16 protein-coding genes and 3 tRNA genes are annotated in these 19,077 nt (G+C 41.2%); 9 read left to right on the top strand and 10 right to left on the bottom strand.

The annotated features are described in order from the left end of the window. Genes ACLBWE_RS10255 through pilB form a run of 3 tightly spaced genes read right to left on the bottom strand, consistent with a single transcriptional unit; the run spans position 1 to position 3,826 of the window. Positions 1–861 carry a prepilin peptidase gene (locus ACLBWE_RS10255; protein ID WP_447602668.1) on the bottom strand — a complete coding sequence of 287 codons (861 nt, stop codon included), beginning with the start codon at positions 859–861 and terminating at the stop codon, positions 1–3. Then, complete coding sequence (locus ACLBWE_RS10250; protein WP_447602666.1) at positions 861–2,087, bottom strand: type II secretion system F family protein; 1,227 nt, start codon at positions 2,085–2,087, stop codon at positions 861–863. Before ACLBWE_RS10250 ends, ACLBWE_RS10255 begins: the two co-directional genes overlap by 1 nt. Before the next feature lie 26 nt (positions 2,088–2,113). Further along, positions 2,114–3,826, bottom strand: a complete 1,713-nt coding sequence (gene pilB, locus ACLBWE_RS10245) for a type IV-A pilus assembly ATPase PilB (RefSeq protein WP_447602664.1) — start codon at positions 3,824–3,826, stop codon at positions 2,114–2,116. 291 nt (positions 3,827–4,117) lie between these two features. On the opposite strand from pilB, the gene tpiA reads away from it, so the two are divergent. The 9 genes from tpiA to ACLBWE_RS10200 all read left to right on the top strand — a co-directional run bounded on the left by tpiA (position 4,118) and on the right by ACLBWE_RS10200 (position 11,051). Next, positions 4,118–4,912 carry a triose-phosphate isomerase gene (gene tpiA / locus ACLBWE_RS10240; protein ID WP_447602662.1) on the top strand — a complete coding sequence of 265 codons (795 nt, stop codon included), beginning with the start codon at positions 4,118–4,120 and terminating at the stop codon, positions 4,910–4,912. A 12-nt stretch (positions 4,913–4,924) separates the two neighbouring features. Then, positions 4,925–5,254 (top strand): preprotein translocase subunit SecG, encoded by a 330-nt coding sequence (gene secG, locus ACLBWE_RS10235; RefSeq protein ID WP_447602660.1) that lies wholly within the window; start codon positions 4,925–4,927, stop codon positions 5,252–5,254. 56 nt (positions 5,255–5,310) lie between these two features. Further along, positions 5,311–5,395: transfer RNA gene (locus ACLBWE_RS10230), tRNA-Leu, on the top strand. A 40-nt stretch (positions 5,396–5,435) separates the two neighbouring features. Next, a tRNA-Met gene (locus ACLBWE_RS10225) sits at positions 5,436–5,512 on the top strand. An 89-nt stretch (positions 5,513–5,601) separates the two neighbouring features. Further along, positions 5,602–5,678, top strand: a tRNA-Met gene (locus tag ACLBWE_RS10220). Between the two features lie 215 nt (positions 5,679–5,893). Further along, positions 5,894–6,418, top strand: a complete 525-nt coding sequence (gene rimP / locus ACLBWE_RS10215; RefSeq protein WP_003654583.1) for a ribosome maturation factor RimP — start codon at positions 5,894–5,896, stop codon at positions 6,416–6,418. A gap of 37 nt (positions 6,419–6,455) precedes the next feature. Beyond that, positions 6,456–7,940 carry a transcription termination factor NusA gene (gene nusA, locus ACLBWE_RS10210; RefSeq protein ID WP_003654584.1) on the top strand — a complete coding sequence of 495 codons (1,485 nt, stop codon included), beginning with the start codon at positions 6,456–6,458 and terminating at the stop codon, positions 7,938–7,940. Positions 7,941–7,950: 10 nt separating this feature from the next. Further along, positions 7,951–10,650, top strand: a complete 2,700-nt coding sequence (gene infB / locus ACLBWE_RS10205; protein WP_424612278.1) for a translation initiation factor IF-2 — start codon at positions 7,951–7,953, stop codon at positions 10,648–10,650. Beyond that, on the top strand, positions 10,650–11,051 hold the full coding sequence (locus tag ACLBWE_RS10200; protein ID WP_003654587.1) for a ribosome-binding factor A: 402 nt from the start codon (positions 10,650–10,652) through the stop codon (positions 11,049–11,051). Before infB ends, ACLBWE_RS10200 begins: the two co-directional genes overlap by 1 nt. A 61-nt stretch (positions 11,052–11,112) precedes the next feature. Here the strand turns inward: ACLBWE_RS10200 and ACLBWE_RS10195 are convergent, their stop codons facing one another. The 7 genes from ACLBWE_RS10195 to ACLBWE_RS10165 form a co-directional block, all read right to left on the bottom strand. Beyond that, positions 11,113–11,517: a Na+/H+ antiporter subunit G gene (locus ACLBWE_RS10195; RefSeq protein ID WP_017391372.1), complete on the bottom strand. Its 405-nt coding sequence runs from the start codon at positions 11,515–11,517 to the stop codon at positions 11,113–11,115. Positions 11,518–11,529: 12 nt separating this feature from the next. After that, a complete protein-coding gene (locus ACLBWE_RS10190; RefSeq protein ID WP_005037177.1) occupies positions 11,530–11,805 on the bottom strand; it encodes a monovalent cation/H+ antiporter subunit F in 276 nt (91 codons plus the stop codon). Next, positions 11,802–12,329, bottom strand: coding sequence for a Na+/H+ antiporter subunit E (locus ACLBWE_RS10185; RefSeq protein ID WP_307012019.1), 528 nt, complete (start codon positions 12,327–12,329; stop codon positions 11,802–11,804). The genes ACLBWE_RS10190 and ACLBWE_RS10185 overlap by 4 nt, the downstream gene beginning before the upstream one ends. A 2-nt stretch (positions 12,330–12,331) precedes the next feature. Beyond that, positions 12,332–14,143 (bottom strand): monovalent cation/H+ antiporter subunit D, encoded by a 1,812-nt coding sequence (locus tag ACLBWE_RS10180; protein WP_447602655.1) that lies wholly within the window; start codon positions 14,141–14,143, stop codon positions 12,332–12,334. Further along, entirely contained in the window at positions 14,143–14,511 is a 369-nt protein-coding gene (locus ACLBWE_RS10175) for a Na+/H+ antiporter subunit C (protein WP_005037171.1), read from the bottom strand. Before ACLBWE_RS10175 ends, ACLBWE_RS10180 begins: the two co-directional genes overlap by 1 nt. Next, complete coding sequence (locus ACLBWE_RS10170; protein WP_447602652.1) at positions 14,508–17,360, bottom strand: monovalent cation/H+ antiporter subunit A; 2,853 nt, start codon at positions 17,358–17,360, stop codon at positions 14,508–14,510. The genes ACLBWE_RS10175 and ACLBWE_RS10170 overlap by 4 nt, the downstream gene beginning before the upstream one ends. Positions 17,361–17,673: 313 nt before the next feature. Continuing rightward, positions 17,674–19,065 carry an AAA family ATPase gene (locus ACLBWE_RS10165; protein WP_447602650.1) on the bottom strand — a complete coding sequence of 464 codons (1,392 nt, stop codon included), beginning with the start codon at positions 19,063–19,065 and terminating at the stop codon, positions 17,674–17,676. Positions 19,066–19,077: the final 12 nt, after the last annotated feature.

The raw sequence follows: 19,077 nt of genomic DNA, 5'->3' as shown, positions 1-19,077 counted from the left end.
TTAACCTCCCAAATAGATTTTCATAATCTTGTCACCCCATAAAAAGGCAACCCAACCCGCAATGGCAATATACGGCCCAAAGGCAAAGGGCTGATTGTCATTGCGTAATTTTAGTAAAATGATGCCAATAATTGCACCTAGTAAAGATGACAATAGCACAATTAATGGCAGCATCAATGGCCCCATCCATGCACCTAATGCCGCAAGCAACTTAAAGTCGCCGTAGCCCATGCCTTCTTTGCCAGTAATTACTTTAAATAGGTAATACACAATCCATAGGCATAAAAAACCAATTAAGTAACCCCAAATAGCTGAAGTGGGTGTGGTGTAGATGCTAAAGGTATTAATACCTAAACCCAGTGCGGCCAAAGGTAAGGTAAAACGGTCGGGTAGCAGCTGAGTATCAAAGTCTATAAATGTTAAAGCAATTAAAACCCAAGTCAGAACTAGTCCAAAAAACATTTGTATGGTTGGGCCAAACACCATGACCACAACCAGTGAACATGCCATTGTTAATAGTTCGATGGCTGGGTAGCGCATGCTAATTGCATGCTCACAATGCCCACATTTACCTTTTAAAACCAACCAACTTATGACAGGAATATTTTGATACCAGCGAATGGGCTGGTGACATTGGGGGCATGATGAAGCGGGCTTACTTAATGTTAGCTTTTCATGGTCAATAATGGGATGTTCAGGATTGAGTAACATTTGACATTCTTGCTGCCAATCTAGTTCCATCATTTTGGGGGTGCGATAAATCACCACATTCAAAAAGCTACCAATACACAGGCTCAATAGTGCAACTGCAATATAAAGTGCAGTTAAGTTTTGAATAAAATAAGCAATAATTTCTTGCATTACACGACTGAACCCATTTGGAAAATTGGAAGATACATAGCAATAACCAGACCGCCTACAAGTACCCCTAAAATTGCCATAATTAAAGGTTCCATCATTGAAGTTAAGCCATCAACGGCATTATCAACTTCATTTTCATAGTAGGTGGCAACTTTATCGAGCATGCTGTCTAGTGCACCAGATTCTTCACCAATTGCGACCATTTGTATAGCCATAGATGGAAAACGATTTGAAACGCGCATCGCAAATTGGAGTTGTTGACCTGTTGCAACATCTTCACGAATTTTCATTACAGCTTGTTCATAAATAACATTATTGGTTGCACCTGCTGTTGATTCAAGCGCATCAATGAGCGGAACACCTGCTGCAAAAGTGGTTGCTAAAGTACGGCTGTAGCGGGCAATAATCGCCTTGTAAACAAGATCACCAAAGATAGGTAACTTAAGCGTGAGTTTGTCTAAACCATCACGGAATTTTTTACTGCGCTTTTTAGCTTCCAGAAATGCGGTAATGATTGCCCCAATCACAAAAATCAGAATGAACCAGTATTCCTGCATCCATTTCGACATATTTACGACCATTTGTGTAAAAGCAGGAAGATCTGCGCCAAAGGAAGAAAACAGATCTTGGAAGACGGGGACTACCTTAACCATCAAAATAATGGTAACAAGCACAGCAACCACAATAACCGTTGCTGGATATTTCATAGCTTTCTTAATTTTCTGCTTAAGCAATTCACTTTTTTCTTTGTAAATTGCCACGCGGTCCAGCATGGTTTCAAGCGCACCAGACTGTTCGCCAGACTCTACAAGAGAGCAAAACAGTTTGTCGAAGTGCTGAGGATACTTTCTTAAAGCTGAGGCAAAAGTACCGCCACCTTCAACTTCGCCTTTAATACCGAGCACCACCTCGCGCATCGCTGGGTTTTCTAGACCTTCTGCCACAATTTCAAAGCCTTGTACCAGTGGGACACCAGCTTTCATCATGGTTGCAAGTTGTCGCGTGAAAATCGTTATATCGAGCGTTGATACTTTTTTCTTAAATAAACCTTCAAGAATATTTTTACGCTTTTCCCGAATATTACGGACAGTTACCCCTTGTTTGCGTAGGGTGACTTTAGCTAAAGCCATATTTTTAGCTGGAAGTTCCCCCTTAATTTTTACGCCTTTACGGTCAACCCCTTCATAAGCAAAAGTCGGCATCAATTGTGCCTTTTTGACAGTCATGACATTATCCTTATTTTAAATTGTCTTTATTCACTGGTCACGCGGTTGACTTCTTGTAAAGAAGTAACACCTTGCATGACTTTCTTTAAACCTGAGCGACGTAGATTATTAAACCCCAGTTTTTCAGAAGCAGCAGCGATTTCTAAAGCATTGCCGTCTTCCATAATAATCTTGGAAATCTCAGGTGTGACTTTCATTACTTCATAAATACCTACTCGACCTTTGTAACCCTCACGACATTCAGGACAACCGACTGGTTGAAAAACTTGAAAATCGGGATGTATTAGATCTTGTTCGGTAAAACCCATTTCTAATAGGCTTTGTTTAGGAATGTCACTAGGCACCTTACATTGAGGGCATAATCGACGTGCCAAACGTTGAGCAATGACCAAATTGACCGATGTCGCAATATTGAAAGATGGAACTCCCATGTTGCGTAGACGAGTAAGTGTTTCAGGGGCACTGTTGGTATGTAGTGTGGACATTACCATGTGGCCCGTCTGAGCAGCCTTAATCGCGATTTCAGCTGTTTCTAAATCACGAATCTCACCGACCATAATAATGTCAGGATCCTGACGTAAAAATGATTTAAGCGCGGCCGAAAAACTAAGACCAACCTTAGGGTTTACGTTAACCTGATTAATACCTTCAAGGTTAATTTCGACTGGATCTTCGGCAGTAGAAATATTGGAACTTTCAGTGTTTAAAATGTTGAGGCCCGTATATAAGGATACTGTTTTACCAGAACCTGTAGGACCAGTAATTAAAAGCATACCTTGTGGCTTATCTAATGCTTCCATAAAGAGTGCTTTTTGCTCTTCTTCATATCCTAGAGCATCAATTCCCAGCATGGCACTAGATGGATCGAGAATACGTAGAACTAGCTTTTCACCAAATAAGGTCGGAAGAGAGTTCACACGAAAATCAATTGCTTTAGATTTCGATAGCTTGAGTTTGATACGACCATCTTGAGGAACACGCTTTTCAGAAATGTCCATTTGAGACATAACTTTCAAGCGTGAAGCCAAACGGTTAGCTAGTTGCAAAGGTGGGTTTGCAATCTGACGCAAAACGCCATCGACCCGATAACGGACCCGATACGATTTCTCATAGGGTTCGAAATGCAAGTCTGAAGCCCCCATACGAATCGCATCTATTAATAACTTGTTAACATATTTAACAATAGGTGCTTCATCGCCTTGCGGAGTATCCTCATCCTCTTCTGGAGCGGTTGAGGTATCAAGATCTACATCAAGATCAAACTCTTCATCACTAAACTCGAAACTGCTTTCTTCAGTAAATTGCTGCGCCAGAATTTTCTCAAGTTTATGATGCTCGACAATAACCTGCTCAACCATAAGCTTGCTGTTGAAGCGAATAGCATCAATCGCTTCAATATTATTGGGGTTACTGGTAGCAACATATAAAATCTGTCCTCTTTGTACGAGAGGCAAGACCCGATGTTTTAAAATCAGTTTCTGGTCGACCAAATCTTTAGGAATCTGGCTGGTATCGTAAACATCCAGATCAAAATATGGTTCAGCAAATTCAATAGAAATTGTTTCAGCTAATAAAGAAGGGGAGAGATGAACCTCTTCAATCAGGTACGCAACCGTATCCCGTTTAGCTCTTTTTGCTGCATCTAATGCTGTTTGCATGGTCGCTGCCGACACATGTTTTTCTTCGACTAATCGCCGAAAAAACCCCGAAAATTTTGGAGATGTATGTATGACTGACATCTGCCTACCTGTGCTCATATGTTTATAATTGGTATATAAAAAATTATACTTTTGTTATCTAAAATTACTACCTGAGAAAATGATGCTCTCGTCTTGATCCGATTGTTAAAGCTTGAACCAGTCGAAGTTTTTATTCATTAATTTTTAAAAGCTAAGGCTTTAGGCTTAATAAACATTTATTACTGTTTTCAAATAGTAGAAAAGATATGAGCAATCCTGTTAAAGAAAAGTATCTGAAATTTGTGGAAATGCGTGTAGAATGTGCTGCATTTTTGATGAAAGGTGAGCCGTATGTCGGGTTCGACGATTACGCCTTGGGTAGTTGGCAACTGGAAAATGAACCCAATGCGTGCCAATGCCAAACAGCTTATAGAAGAATTTAAACAACTATTGCAACAAAACCAAATTGCAGATGAAAGCTGCCATGTCGGGGTTGCTCCAGTTTCTATTGCACTTGCAATGGTACAAACACAATTGCAAGATGCTGCAAGAACAGTATATACAGTTGCACAAGATGTATCGCGTGTAGCAGGTACAGGCGCCTATACTGGTGAAGTCAGTGCAGAATTATTAAAAGATAGCCAAATTAATTTTGTATTGGTGGGTCATTCCGAACGCCGTGATTTATTAGGTGATAACGTTGAAATTTTGAAGGCAAAACTCCAAAATTCTTTAAATGCGGGCTTAACTGTCATTTATTGTGTGGGGGAAAGTCTCGAACAGCGTGAACAAGATTTGGCAGAGCAGGTTGTATTGCAACAAATCTGTGATATAGCTCCTATAGTGACCGCAGAGCAATGGCAAAAGCAAATTGTAATTGCTTATGAGCCAATCTGGGCAATTGGTACAGGTAAAACTGCTTCACCACAAGATGCACAGGCAATGCATGCTAAAATCCGTGAAGGTTTAAGTCAGATTACTTCTGCGGGTCCAGACATTGCGATTTTATATGGCGGTAGTGTAAAAGCTGAAAATGCAGTTGAATTGGCAGCATGTCCAGATATTAATGGCGCGTTGGTTGGAGGTGCTTCGTTAAATGCAGCATCTTTTTATCAAATCGTAGAAGCCTTTGCACAAAGTAAATAACGAGGATAGGGTATGCACTCTTTTGTACTGATCGTACATATTATTTTAGCGGTACTGATGATTGGCTTGATTCTAGTGCAACACGGTAAAGGTGCGGATGCTGGTGCTTCTTTCGGCGGTGGCGGAGCAGCAACTGTATTTGGCGCATCGGGTTCAGCTAACTTCCTTACTCGACTTACTGCTGTGTTAACAGCATTGTTTTTTGTGACTAGTTTAACCCTAGCTGTTTTTGCGAAAAAGCAAACTAGTGAGGCTTATAGTCTAAAAACTGTACAAACTACTGCGCCAACACCAAGCACATTGCCTGAAACTTCGCCAACTGCACCAAAAACGAGTCAATAATTCGAAATAGGGCTTTCCTTTTGTGGTGGGAAGCACTAGAATGCGTCCCACAAGCTGCGGTGGTGGTGGAATTGGTAGACACGCTACCTTGAGGTGGTAGTGCCTTCGGGCGTGGGGGTTCAAGTCCCCCCTTCCGCACCAGCTTTTAACCAGAAAGTTGATGCGTGTGGTTTGTTTTTGTTGCGGGATGGAGCAGTCTGGTAGCTCGTCGGGCTCATAACCCGAAGGTCGTTGGTTCAAATCCAGCTCCCGCTACCAATTTGATTAAGGTGCAACTTAATCAGGCAAATATCTAGTAAGTTTACATTGACTTTATTTGATATTTGTATATAATTTTTGCACGTTGTTGCGGGATGGAGCAGTCTGGTAGCTCGTCGGGCTCATAACCCGAAGGTCGTTGGTTCAAATCCAGCTCCCGCTACCAAGTTTCTTAAAAGAGGCTCACAAACAAGTGGGCCTTTTTGCACAGTGGACTATTGTTTTCTGTGCAAGACAGGGGCGATTAACGCCCTTTTTTATTGGTTATCGTATCGCTATCGTGTAGTTTCGACATCAATTGGTCAAATAGTCATGCTTCACTATAGTAGGTCTGTGTCGGTTAAAACAACCGATTGAATCGCACGAGAATGACGAGAGTAAATGAAATTATCAAATAAATCCCAAGCATTGCATGACTTAATTGTTCCTGCAGTACAAGCATGTGGTGTCGACCTTTGGGGAATCGAGTTTCTCCCACAAGGCAAACGTTCATTATTGCGTATTTATATCGACAAAGCGGTAAGTGAAGATGCTGAGCCTGTACTTGATGAAGATGGCGAAGTAGAACAAGGCCGTGGTATTGGTGTACAAGATTGTGTGCGTGTAACACAACAAGTCGGCGCAATGCTGGATGTTCATGATCCAATTTCAGGTGAGTATTCATTAGAAGTTTCTTCACCGGGCTGGGATCGTCCATTTTTTCAACTAGAACAGTTACAAGGCTACATTGGACAACAAATTGCTTTGCGTTTGATTGCAGCAGTAGAAAACCGTCGTAAATTTCAAGCAAAACTTATCGCAGTAGACCTTGAAAATGAAGAAATTCAGGTTGAAGTTGATGGGCAGCACGTGCTTGAGATCGACAGCAACAATATCGATAAAGCAAACTTGATCTATCAAGATTAAATTTATTTAAATTTTATAAGAAATCGGTAGGTGACTTATGGGCCGCGAAATTCTTACCGTTGTTGAAACGGTTAGTAATGAAAAAGGTGTTAGTCGTGAAGCGATCTTCGAGGCTTTAGAACAAGCTCTAGTTGCCGCAACGAAGAAAAGATTTTACGAAGGTACGCATGCTGAAGAAGCTCAGCTTCGTGTAGAAATTGATCGTAAAACTGGTGATTACAGTACGTTCCGTCAATGGACTGTTGTGGCAGATGAAGATCATGAAATGCCAGCTTGCCAAGATGCGATTTCTGACCTTGACCCATCTAAATGGTCAATTGGTGATGTACGTGAACTCGAAGTAGAATCTATTGAGTTTGGTCGTATCGCTGCACAAATTGCAAAACAAGTTATTGTACAAAAAATTCGTGAAGCTGAGCGTGCTTTAGTTGCTGATGCATACGAGTCTAAAGTTGGTGAGTTGATTTACGGTGAAGTGAAAAAACAAACCAAAGATGGCTTTATTATCGATTTAGGCGACAACGCAGAAGCTTATCTTGCGCGCGAAGAAATGATTCCTAAAGAAATTCTTCGTCCAAAACAACGTATGAACGCTATTTTATACAATGTGAACCGTGAAGGTCGTGGCGCTCAGTTGTTGTTATCACGCGCTAAGCCTGAAATGTTAATTGCTTTAATGAAAAAAGAAATTCCTGAGATTTCTGAAGAAATTATTGAAATTAAAGCAGCGGCACGTCAACCAGGCGTTCGTGCTAAAATTGCAGTAAAAACAAATGACCATCGTATTGACCCTGTCGGTGCATGTATTGGTATGCGTGGTACGCGTATTCAAGCAGTACAACAAGAGCTAAACGGTGAACGTATTGATGTAGTGGTCTGGTCTGATGATCCAGCTCAGTACATTGCAAGTGCATTAGAACCAGCTGATGTTTCAGGCATCGTGCTTGATGAAGATGCAAGAAGTGCCGATATTATTTTTGCAACCAGCGATCAATTGGCTCGTGCGATTGGCTCACAAGGCCAGAACGTTCGCTTAGCTTCTGATTTAACTGGCTACAAACTCGACATGATGCTTGAAGAAGAGTATCGTGCTCGTCAGCAAAATGAAGCTCAGCAATATCTTGACATGTTTGTATCACGTCTCGATATTGAAGAAGATTTAGCAATGGCATTGGTGGAAATGGGCTTTACCTCTTTAGAAGAGATTGCTTATGTTCCAGCTGAAACTTTTGACGAAATTGAGCTTGATGCTGAATTGGTTGAGTTATTGCAAAGTCGTGCAAAAGAAGCAGCACTTACTGATGCTTTGAAACAGCAAGAAAATATTCAAGAACCGAGCGCAGACCTTCTAACTATGGAAGGCATGACTTCTGAGATCGCTTACTCGCTTGCCGCGCGCGGTATTATTACTGTCGACGATTTGGCAGATCAGGCTACTGATGATATCTCTGATATTGAAGGTCTTGATCATGAAAAAGCAGGTCAATTGATCATGAAAGCTCGCGAATCATGGTTTAACTAGGAGATGAAATATGACGGACAAGTCGATTAAAGAGTTAGCTCTCAGTGTAGAACGTCCTGTTGAGAAGCTCCTAGAACAGGCTCGTGAAGCAGGTTTGCCTCAACGTACAGCAGACGATATTATTACCACTGAACAACAGGATACTTTAGTCAATCATTTGAAAAAAGTGCATGGTCAGGAAAGTGGTAACACAGGAAAAATTGCGTTGAAACGTAAAACAACCAGTACCGCTAAAGTTGCAAGTACTTCAGGTAAAGCAAAAACAATTAACGTAGAAGTACGTAAAAAACAGGTTTTTGCTAAACCAAACCCTGAACAAATTGCAGCTGAAGCTAAAGCACGTGCAGAAGCTGAAGCTAAAACACGTGTAGAACAGCAAACGCGTGACACTGCACAGCAAAACGCGCGTCTTCAAACAGAGCAAAAAGCAAAAGCAACTTTAGATGCTATGCGTGCTGCTCATCAACAAGATAGCGCTGCACAAACAGCTCCTAAAGCTGCTGTAGTCGTGAAAAGACGTGGTGGTGGTACAGTAAAACCTGCACCAAAACCAGCAGAAACATTAGAGCAAAAGAAAGCGCGTGAAGCACAAACAGCTCAGTTAAAAGCGACTGAAGAAGCTGCGCGTCGTAAAGCGGCTGAAGAAGCTCAGCAACGTACACTTGAACAAATGCGCAAAATGGCGTCTAAGTATTCAAATGACGAAGCTACTACTACAATTCGTGTGATTGATGATTCTCCACTTGCTTCAGGTCTAGTTGGCCAGGCTTATGAAGATTCATTTAAGCAAGAAGACCGTGAAATTAAACGCGGTGGCGCAACCACTAACCCACGTGCGGGTAAAAAAGGTGGTCGTCGTGGTCAAGAAGAGCAAAGCTTTGTTAACCATAACAAACGCGGTTTAAAATCAAGTCAGGCAAATAAGCATGGATTTGAAAAACCAGTTAAAAAGCAAGTTTATGATGTAGAAATTGGTTCAAGCATTGTTGTTGCCGATCTTGCTCAAAAAATGGCGATTAAAGTACGTGAAGTTATCAAATCACTTATGAAAATGGGTGAGTTGGTTAATCAAGAACAAGCTATTGATCAAGATATAGCAGCACTTGTTGTTGAAGAAATGGGCCATAACCCTGTTTTAGTTTCTGATACACAAGCGGAAGATAACTTGCTTGAAGCGGCTGAAGAAGCACGTGGTGAGCAAACAACTCGTCCGCCAGTTGTTACCATTATGGGTCACGTTGACCATGGTAAAACATCATTGCTTGACCGTATCCGTCGTTCGAAAGTGGCGGCAGGTGAAGCAGGTGGTATTACCCAGCATATTGGTGCATATCACGTTGAAACAGACAAAGGAATTATTACATTCCTTGATACACCGGGACATGCTGCATTTACTTCAATGCGTGCACGTGGTGCTAAAGCAACGGATATCGTTGTATTGGTTGTTGCAGCAGATGACGGTGTAATGCCACAAACTGCAGAAGCAATTGACCATGCGCGTGCAGCAGGTACTCCAATTATTGTTGCAATCAACAAAATGGATAAAGAATCTGCTGATGTAGACCGTGTTTTAAATGAATTAACAACGAAACAAATCGTTCCAGAAGAATGGGGTGGTGATGTTCCGATTGCTAAGGTTTCTGCACACAGTGGACAAGGTATTGATGAACTCCTTGATTTAATTCTTATTCAATCAGAATTGATGGAATTAAAAGCATCTGCTGAAGGTGCTGCTCAAGGTGTTGTTATTGAAGCGCGTGTTGATAAAGGCCGTGGTGCAGTAACTTCTATTCTTGTTCAAAACGGTACATTAAACATTGGTGACCTTGTTCTTGCAGGTTCATCATATGGTCGTGTCCGTGCAATGTCTGATGAAAATGGTAAGCCTATTAAATCAGCAGGACCATCTATTCCAGTAGAAATTCTGGGTCTTCCAGATGCTCCAATGGCAGGTGATGAAGTTCTTGTTGTAAATGACGAGAAGAAAGCACGTGAAGTTGCTGATGCTCGTGCTGACCGTGAACGTCAAAAACGTATTGATCGTCAAAGCGCAATGCGTCTTGAAAATATCATGTCGTCAATGGGCAAAAAAGATGTTCCTACAGTGAACGTTGTTTTAAGAACTGACGTACGTGGTACTTTAGAAGCATTGAATGCAGCTTTACATGAATTATCTACTGATGAAGTAAAAGTTCGTGTAATTAGTTCGGGTGTTGGTGCGATTACTGAGTCTGATGTGATTCTTGCTGAATCTTCAGAAGCTGTATTGTTGGGCTTTAACGTTCGTGCTGATACGACTGCTCGTCAGAGAAGTGACCAAGACGGTATCGATATTCGTTACTACAGCATCATCTATGAATTGATTGATGATGTGAAAGATGCCATGAGTGGTAAACTTGCTCCTGAACATCGTGAAACTATTTTGGGTGTTGCTGAAGTACGTGAAGTATTCCACTCAAGTAAGTTTGGTGCAGCAGCAGGCTGTATGGTACTTGAAGGTGTATTGCATCGTAATAAACCGATTCGCGTATTACGTGATGACGTGGTTGTGTTCCAAGGTGAGCTTGAATCTCTTCGTCGCTATAAAGAAGTGGTTGAAGATGTTCGTGCCGGTATGGAATGTGGTCTTGCGGTGAAAGGTTATAAAGACATCAAAGTAAAAGATAAGATTGAAGTCTATGATGTTCAATTGATTAAACGGAGTCTTTAATGGCGGGTAGCCAACGCTTAAAGCGCATGGCGGATTCAGTGCAACGTGAGTTGTCTGAGCTGATCCGTCAGGAGCTTAAAGATCCTCGCTTAGGTGGTCTAGTGACCATCTCTGCGGTGAAAGTCAGTGCAGACATGGGTTATGCTGAAGTTTATGTCACTGTAATGGGACGTGAGCTTGGTGATGAGCAAAGTGAAGCAGCAAATAAAGAAACTTTAGATGTATTAAATAAAGCTTCTGGTTTCTTGCGTCATGAATTGAGTCGTCGTATCAAGACACGTATTACGCCAAGATTGCGTTTCCATTATGACAAGACTAATGCCTATGGTAACTATATGTTTGGTCTGATCGAGAAAGCGGTAAATGATTTACCGAAACGCGAGTCAGATGACGAACAGTAATATAACTTAAAAATAAAAAAGCCACCTTCGGGTGGCTTTTTTTATTGGTTGTCTTTTTTCCCTATTCTTTAGGAGGGTCCATAGGAGGTTTATTTTGTGAGAAACGCTGTCCAATTTTATAACGATCCCAAGGCAAAGGGCGTTCAATTGCTTCAGGAACTTCTCCACTAAGCGAGCGCAAACGTAAATGTAGCGCAGCTTGAGCAATTAAATTTGCCGAAACCGGTGCGGTAATAAAAGCTAAAAGTGTGATCAGTAGCTCGGCAAAACCAAAGCGGCCTTGAAAAGCAAAAAAGATCATGGAAGCAATCAAGAAGCTGCCTAATCCTAACGTACTCGATTTTGTGGGTGCATGTAAGCGCATGAATAAGTCAGGTAAGCGGACCATACCAATTGAGCCGACTAACATAAAGAAAGCGCCAAAAATCAGAAAGACCGAAACAATAATTTCCATTACAAACTGCATTTTGATCTCTCCTTAATCGACAACATGACCGGTTGTGAAGTAACGTGCTAAGGCTGCTGTAGATACGAAACCTAGCATAGCAACCAGTAGCGCTCCTTCAAATAAAGAGGTCGTCATCCAGTAAATGCCTAGCACAACAATGAGGCAAGTTGCATTTAAGAAAAGAGTATCGAGTGCTAAAAGTCGATCTACAATTGATGGACCGATTACCATTCGGAAAAGACAAAGTAGCATAGAGATTGTAATGGCAATTAAGCTAATACCTAGAGCATAGGGTAGGATTGTCATACACTTGCCTCCGTTTCACTTTTTACATCAAAAATTTCCATAAGTGGAATTTCATAGCGTTGTTTGATGTCTTGAATGTCAGATTCGGTATCATCCGTGCTCAAGGCGTGAACCAAAATATCTCCACGTTCCTGATCAATACCAGCAGAGACAGTACCCGGCGTTGTCGTAATGATCATTGCCAGTAATGTATTGACCTGCTCATGTTCTGTTTCTAGTGGCACACGATACCATTTAGGGTGTAAATTTTTGGTAGGTCCTAAAACGAGCTTTGCTACTCGAAAGTTAGAAATGACAATATCCCAAAGAACTACAAAGCATAATTTAACAGCAGGTTTCCAGTGAATATGCGGTGTGCGAGTAATGAACGGTTTGACTAAACGAGGAATAATCAAGCCTAAAAGCACAGCCATTAAAATATCACTGGCATCCAGACTATGTGACAGCATCAGCCAAAATAAAATGATAAGAACGGAAACAAATGGATGTGGAAACCAGCGTTCAAGCAAATGAGATAACTGCATTGTTATGGCTCCATAGGTTTCAATTGACTTTCATCAACAATGGTAGGCGTTTGTAGTTTGTCCTGTTGCTGAATTTGTCGATGTTTATATTCTGAAATATGTTCACCATTGAAGGTATCTTTCGAAATAATATCAGGAATGAGGTAAGCATTATGATCTTCAACTTCACCCCCATATTTAGTTTCTGGTAGGTAAGCGGGATCAAATGGTTGCACGCTGATAAATTCACCATTTTGATCTACTTTAAGAATAGTACGTTGGTAAAGCGCATGGTCTTGGATCTGCTGGGCAGTACTTAATGTGTAATGCTGAATAGGTGCAGCAAATATGACATAAGCCATTAAGCCAGCAAGTAACACATAGATGACTTTATCATTACGTGGTGGTGCTCGTTCTGGTAAGGCCTGATAAAGAATATAAGCAGGATGAATTGGATCTTGTTCAGGAGGTGTTGCTCGCCAGAACAAGATAAAACCAACACGTGTTAGAGCAATAATACTTAATAGGCTAACAACAAGTACCACACCAATGATCCAACCTTGGTAGCTGGTTTCAACTGTCGCTTGTAAAATGAATACTTTTCCAAGGAAACCACTAAAAGGTGGTAAACCCGCGAGCATCATGGCAATCAAGAAATAAGTCAGCATAGCCGCTTTTTCTTGTTTGATTCTTGGAGCAACTTTTAAGTGATCTTTAAAATCTCCACGTTGTGAGGTTATCCATCCACAAAATAGATAAAAAGCTGCTCCAATCAGCGTACTGTGCACTAAGTAATATAATGCGCCAGACCATGCTTGTGTATTCGACATGGCAATTGCCGTGAGCAAGGTGCCAATTGAAGAAAGCACCATAAACCCGACAAAGCGACGTAATCGATCTGCTCCAATTGCTCCAATCACACCATAGAGTGATGTAATTAAACCAATCGGAAGTAACCAGCTTTTTAAGATTTCTTGGCTAAGCGCATCGTCAAATACAGTTCCATTCACACGCAAAATCGAATATATACCGACCTTGGTCATAATGGTGAAAATTGCAGCTACAGGCGTACTTGCAATAGCATAAGTTTTTGGTAGCCAAAAACCTACAGGAAGCATGGCTGCTTTAATGCCAAACACTACAAATAAAAGTAAGGCACCTGCTACGGCTAATTTATGTTGATCTGCTTCGAGTGTGGGGATAAGACGTGAAACATCCACCATGTTGAGGCTACCCACACTACCATAAATCATACCAAGGCCAATTAAGAATAGGGCAGAGGCTAATAGATTGATAATGACGTAGTGAACACCCAGCTGAAAGCGTGGCTTGCCTTGTCCATGTAAAAGCAAAACATACGAAGCCATCAACAAGATTTCAAAAAAGACGAAAAGGTTAAATAAATCGCCTGTTAAAAATGCTCCGCAGATACCCATTAACAAGAAATGCACCATGGCATGGAAATAGCGACCACGGGTATCCCAATTGTCGATTGCATACCATAAAACTGGGACGACTAGTGCATAGGTCAGTACCAGCATAAAAGCAGAAAGGCGATCTAATACGAGTACAATGCCAAATGGTGCTGACCATTCACTCAGTTGGTAAATGGTAATCTGGCCCGTGCTTGCAAAGCTCAAATATACAATTGCAGTAATTAATCCAGCAATTGCCGAAACAAGACTAATGCCACGACGCCATGGTTGTCGCCAGTCATCTTTTAAAGCACCGGCTCCAGGGTTGCCGAGCAGTAATAAAATAAAAGCAGTAAATGCCGGGATGAGAATGCTAAAAATAGGCGCATGTTCTTGCCAGAAAGATAAAAAATCAAACATTACGGCTCATCCTCGCGTGGGTCGTATGTTGGAGAGATGTCTTCTTTAGCATCAACATGATCACTACCTGACTCATAACGGCTACGCAGCGCCAGTTGTACAATAAAAGCGGTGGTTGCAAAACCGATCACAATGGCTGTTAACACCAGCGCTTGAGGAAGTGGATCGGTTATTTTTGTTGTTTCAGTTAAAATTGCTTGTGAGCTGATTTGTAATCGGCCCATAGCGAATAAAAATAGGTTTACAGCATAGCCAATTACAGCTAATCCAAGCACGACAGGGAAAGTACGAGCACGTAAAATCAGATAAATACCTGTGGCAACAAGTAAACCAATAGCAGAAGCCAATAAGAATTCTAAACTGATCATGATGATTCCTCCCGATGTGGTACTACAGGACCAGACATACTTGAGTGGCGAGAGTCTCCCAATACAGAGATGAGCAACATCGTTGCACCAACAACGGTGATATAAACACCTAAGTCAAAACTTGCAGCTGAAGCCAAATGTAGTTTTCCTAAAATTGGTAATTCAACATACACGTGCGCGCTGGTGAGGAATGGGCGTAACCAGAACCATGCAGCTACACCAGTAAGCCCAGCAATTGTTAAACCTGAACCAATCCAGACTTCGTAAAGACGCCCTGATTTTGCTTTGAGTAATTGTTCGGTTTGGTCTTGACCTAGCGCAATATATTGGATGATTAACGCCATTGAGGTGATTAGACCTGCAATGAAGCCACCACCTGGATAGTTATGCCCGCGCATAAAGATATAAACACTCACCACAAGCGCTAATGGTAATACCCAAGAGGCTGTAATACGGAACATGAGCGGAGATGGATTAAAACGGTAGGTGAGACCTTGGGTCATGGTTGTACCATGTACACGCATGCCATCCATGAGGCAGAGTGAACCAATAGCCGCAATTCCTAGTACCGTAATTTCACCAAAGGTATCGAAACCACGGAAGTCAACTAAAATGACATTTACAATATTTGAACCACCACCGAGTGGTAAAGATTGTTGGGCAAAGAACCATGAAATCGAATTATGATCACGAGTTAAAATCAGCCACGTAATCCAGCCTATCCCTAAGCCTCCAATAATGGCTAAAGCGGCATCTCTTAAACGTCTTGAGCGAAGAGACTCATAAGGCGTTAGCTGTGGAAGTAAAGATAAACTCATTAATAAAAGAACAGTGGTTACAACATCCACAGTAATTTGAGTCAATGCCAAATCAGGAGCTGACATGGTGACAAACACCATCGTTACAACCAGACCAATTGCACCACTAATGAGGACTGCTTTAATACGTTCATGGTGGAACCATAGCATCATCCAGCAACCCGAGAATAAGGTCAGCCAGAGAACGATGGCAATCCATGGGGCATGAGTGAGTTCACGTGTGCCTGTAGTAAGCCCTTGATTAAGTAGCGGCATGGTTACCATGATGATGCTAAAAGCAATGATCAAGAACAAGTAACTTTGCAATGAGCCATTTTCAGTTTTTTGTTTGATTTTTCGGCTGGTGAGCAACAGATGTTTTAAAAATAAATCAAATAAAATACGGCCTTGTAATCTGCCAAGACGTGGGTCAAGGTCAATTTTACGAATCATGCCATCTTTTGCCAAAGCAAAATAGAAGAGTGAGCCGCCCACTAAAGCAATAATACTCATAATGAGAGGAGCATTGAATCCGTGCCAGATTGCAAGATGAGTTCCTGCAAATTCTGGTTGCATCAAGCTTGCTCTCGTTACGCTATTGACCAGTGGTTCTACCAATAAAGAAGGTAAAACTCCAACCAAGATACATAGCACAGCAAGAAGAATGGCTGGCGAACGCATACCGATAGGTGGTTCATGTGCATCTTTATTTGGAACTTGTTTACCAATTGGACCGTCAAAAAACACGCCATGCACTAAGCGAATTGAATAACTTACTGCAAAGATACCAGCCAGAGTTGCAATAATGCTGGCAAAGATAACCGTTGAACCTGAAAGATTCGCCAATAGCTCGGTAAAGAACATCTCTTTAGAAATAAAGCCATTGGTGAGTGGTACCCCTGCCATAGAGGCAGCGGTGATCATGGTTAATGTGGCCGTGAAAGGAAGTAATTGCCAAATACCACTGAGTTTTCGAAGATCACGTGTACCAGTTTCATGGTCAATAATCCCCGCAAGCATAAACAGAGCTGCTTTAAATGTCGCATGGTTAATAATATGAAAAATGGCAGCAGCAACTGCTAAAGGTGAACCGATACCTAGTAAACAGACAATAAGACCTAAATGGCTAATTGTTGAATAGGCGAGCAAACCTTTTAAGTCTTCTTTGAAAATGGCAAAACATGCGGCCATACAAAGTGTAAATAGGCCGACAAATGTCACGATATTGTGATAGATCGCAGCGCCTACAAAAATTGGCAGTAAGCGGGCAAGCAGAAAGATCCCAGCTTTTACCATGGTTGCAGAGTGCAGGTATGCAGACACCGGAGTGGGCGCAGCCATTGCGTTGGGTAACCAAAAATGAAATGGAAACTGAGCACTCTTCGTAAATGCACCAAGCAAAATAAGCAATAACATTGGAATAAATAGGGAATGGGCTTGAATGGCATCTTTCATGCCCATGATGTCATTAATTTCATAGGTTCCAGTGATTTGTCCTAATAGAACAAATCCACCCAATAACGCCAAACCGCCCATCCCTGTAATGGTGAGTGCCATTCGAGAGCCGCGTTGAGCAGCTTCATAATGACTCCAGTAACCCACTAATAAAAAAGATGAAATACTGGTGAGCTCCCAAAAGACTAATAAAATAATAAGATTATTAGAGAGCGAAATACCCAGCATTGCTGCCATAAACAGCATGAGTAAAGCATATAGTTTGCTTAAAGAATTTTTAGGGCCAAGATAGTAGTAGGCGTATATATAAATGAGTGTACCGATACCGGTAATAAGTAGAGAAAATAGTAAACCAAGAGCATCGAGTCTGAAGCTTAGATTAATTCCTAATTGAGGTAACCAATCCCAGCTCTGTTGAATGCTTGCACCACCAAGCACAGTTTTTGCTTGAGCCAGTAATAAACCAAAACTGGTTAAACTGACTCCGATTGCCCCTAAAGCCGTTACTCCACGCGAGAACCGTTGAAGCAATGAAACAAGGGTGGTGCCTAATATTAACGGTAATAAGATAATTATCGGTAGCACACTCGTATCCATATGTGATTTAGGCCGAGACCTAAAAGTGAAATTTTAATTTCAGAACAGATAGGAATTCAAAGAGATTTCCAAGGCTTGTATTCTGAAAGCCCAACCAAATTAGAAAATAAAGCGAGAAACAAGTTGTATTGCGCAACTTGAAGAATAAAAACGCAAAATGAAATTTATTGTACACTAAAAAAGCAGTAAAAATCTGATGTTATTACATGTAGTAACAACATCTAGGGATTTTAGAGCCTAAAAATCCTGCTTAAACTCTATATTGTGTGAAGCCGAATTTCATTATAAAAATAGAGTAAATGGGTCATAAAATTTAAACAGAAGGGCTTTCTTCTGGTGTGTCTCCAGCATGAATCATGCGTAATAATTCATTTTTTTGTTGCTCACTTAGATTTTGGATTTGCTGAAATAAAACACCAATTTGTGCTGGAGATGGTGTTGGATCAATTAAGCTAAGAGGTTGTGCCTCTATAGACTGCGTTAATGGTTCGCTTCTTTGCAGTAATGTATAGATGTTTTCAAGCTGTTGCTTGGTTGTATTTAAATCAAGATGGCTAACTTTACCATTTTCTAATTTTAAACATTGATAGTTGGAAGCATGTTCAAGTAATTCCTCACGACTTCCTGTTGCAATAATTTGTAAGCGTGGGAATGCCTGATGAAGCCGATTCAAGATTTCTGTGCAATGTGTCGAGTCGAGCTGTGCATCAATCTGATCTATTAATAAAACCCCGTCACCTTCGAGGCAAGGGTTTAGACTTAATGGATTGAGTAAACAGAGTCTGCGGGCTACATCGCCTACCAACGCAATCCAAGTTTTTGTGGTGTTGGAAAGCTGCTGAAACGGTAGGGTTTGACCTTCATAGTCAACCATGAGCTGGAGCCGAGGTTGATATTGCAAATATAGGTCTTTAAGTTCAGGCAAAACAATATTTAATGCATTTTTCAGTGCATAAAGATTCGGGGAGGTGAGCTGTTTAGGCTGCCCTGATAACTCTTTTTGAAGCTCATTTAATAGTTCTGTTTGATCTTGCTGAGCTGATTGTTTGGAAATAATACGTTGTACGAGATGTGCAGCTTGGGCATTTTCTATATCGCTAATTTCACGTAACCATTCAAAAAAACGAGTAAACGTTGTAAATGGTAGCGGGCTAATGTCATAGGCTGAAATGGATTGGGTAATGCCGGGTAAATTTTTATTCAGCAGATTAATATCATTTACAAATCGCTCGGCTGGGTAGTAAGCGACTAAGGGCAATCCTTGTAGTGGATCTTTTTTTGTGACTTGCTGATAAAGGGCCATAGTTTGATCAAGTTGCTGCGTTTCAACTTGGCTTATTCCAATGCCACTTGAATTTAGAGTTTTAAAAAGTTTCCAGCTACATAGTGAAGAATCCACCTGTTGAGCAGAGGTACTTTCAGGTAAATGGCCAATTTCTGCTGGAACTTGAATAGTCACTTCGATTCTTGATTGTAGGCGCGACTGAGTAATGTCTTGATCAGGCATGACAATACCAGGGCTACGTAAATCTTTAAGACGGGCAGGGAACCAAGTTAAAGCATGGTAAGTATGTTTGAGTAACATACTTTTACCAGTTGCTTGTTCACCTAAAATTAAGGTAATAGGCTGTTTTTCATATTGAAACTGTATTTTAAGATCGTGAAATAAAGCAATATGTTTAAATTGGATCGATTCAAGTTTCATAGGCTCACCTAA

It is taken from the genome of Acinetobacter sp. M5A5_2a (assembly GCF_053345265.1).
This window is presented reverse-complemented; position numbering and strand designations above follow the sequence as displayed.

What these genes read in the sequence shown, in the direction of transcription:
- ACLBWE_RS10255 (WP_447602668.1), bottom strand. Translation starts at nt 861, where the DNA reads ATGCAAGAAATTATTGCTTATTTTATTCAAAACTTAACTGCACTTTAT.
- ACLBWE_RS10250 (WP_447602666.1), bottom strand. Translation starts at nt 2,087, where the DNA reads ATGACTGTCAAAAAGGCACAATTGATGCCGACTTTTGCTTATGAAGGG.
- pilB (WP_447602664.1), bottom strand. Translation starts at nt 3,826, where the DNA reads ATGTCAGTCATACATACATCTCCAAAATTTTCGGGGTTTTTTCGGCGA.
- tpiA (WP_447602662.1), top strand. Translation starts at nt 4,118, where the DNA reads ATGTCGGGTTCGACGATTACGCCTTGGGTAGTTGGCAACTGGAAAATG.
- secG (WP_447602660.1), top strand. Translation starts at nt 4,925, where the DNA reads ATGCACTCTTTTGTACTGATCGTACATATTATTTTAGCGGTACTGATG.
- rimP (WP_003654583.1), top strand. Translation starts at nt 5,894, where the DNA reads ATGAAATTATCAAATAAATCCCAAGCATTGCATGACTTAATTGTTCCT.
- nusA (WP_003654584.1), top strand. Translation starts at nt 6,456, where the DNA reads ATGGGCCGCGAAATTCTTACCGTTGTTGAAACGGTTAGTAATGAAAAA.
- infB (WP_424612278.1), top strand. Translation starts at nt 7,951, where the DNA reads ATGACGGACAAGTCGATTAAAGAGTTAGCTCTCAGTGTAGAACGTCCT.
- ACLBWE_RS10200 (WP_003654587.1), top strand. Translation starts at nt 10,650, where the DNA reads ATGGCGGGTAGCCAACGCTTAAAGCGCATGGCGGATTCAGTGCAACGT.
- ACLBWE_RS10195 (WP_017391372.1), bottom strand. Translation starts at nt 11,517, where the DNA reads ATGCAGTTTGTAATGGAAATTATTGTTTCGGTCTTTCTGATTTTTGGC.
- ACLBWE_RS10190 (WP_005037177.1), bottom strand. Translation starts at nt 11,805, where the DNA reads ATGACAATCCTACCCTATGCTCTAGGTATTAGCTTAATTGCCATTACA.
- ACLBWE_RS10185 (WP_307012019.1), bottom strand. Translation starts at nt 12,329, where the DNA reads ATGCAGTTATCTCATTTGCTTGAACGCTGGTTTCCACATCCATTTGTT.
- ACLBWE_RS10180 (WP_447602655.1), bottom strand. Translation starts at nt 14,143, where the DNA reads ATGTTTGATTTTTTATCTTTCTGGCAAGAACATGCGCCTATTTTTAGC.
- ACLBWE_RS10175 (WP_005037171.1), bottom strand. Translation starts at nt 14,511, where the DNA reads ATGATCAGTTTAGAATTCTTATTGGCTTCTGCTATTGGTTTACTTGTT.
- ACLBWE_RS10170 (WP_447602652.1), bottom strand. Translation starts at nt 17,360, where the DNA reads ATGGATACGAGTGTGCTACCGATAATTATCTTATTACCGTTAATATTA.
- ACLBWE_RS10165 (WP_447602650.1), bottom strand. Translation starts at nt 19,065, where the DNA reads ATGAAACTTGAATCGATCCAATTTAAACATATTGCTTTATTTCACGAT.